The organism is Xylophilus sp. ASV27, assembly GCF_016428875.1.
Classification (GTDB): domain Bacteria; phylum Pseudomonadota; class Gammaproteobacteria; order Burkholderiales; family Burkholderiaceae_C; genus Xylophilus.
The window spans coordinates 1-235 of the sequence record NZ_JAELTO010000457.1 but is presented as its reverse complement, the minus strand read 5'-3'; the positions used below and the strand labels follow the sequence as shown (position 1 = coordinate 235).

General features: G+C 69.8%; 1 protein-coding gene. It reads right to left on the bottom strand.

What is annotated here, in order from left to right; genetic code table 11:
- On the bottom strand, positions 1-235 hold a 235-nt coding region (locus tag JHD63_RS23770; RefSeq protein ID WP_198973221.1), incomplete at both ends, for a delta-60 repeat domain-containing protein.

Sequence of the window (235 nt, the reverse complement as noted above, 5' to 3'; positions counted from 1 at the left end):
GCCGTTGGCGCCGGGATCAAAGCCCGTGTCCAGCGAGCCATCGGCGTTGAGGCGGGCCAGGCCGTTGCGCCTCTGGCCGCCCAGCTGGTTGAAAGCGCCCCCCACCAGTACCTTGCCGTCGGGCTGCACGGCCAGGCTGTACACCGTGCTGTTGGCGCCGGGATTGAAGCCCGTGTCCAGCGAGCCATCGGCGTTGAGGCGGGCCAGGTAGTTGCGGCCGCCCAGCTGGGTGAAA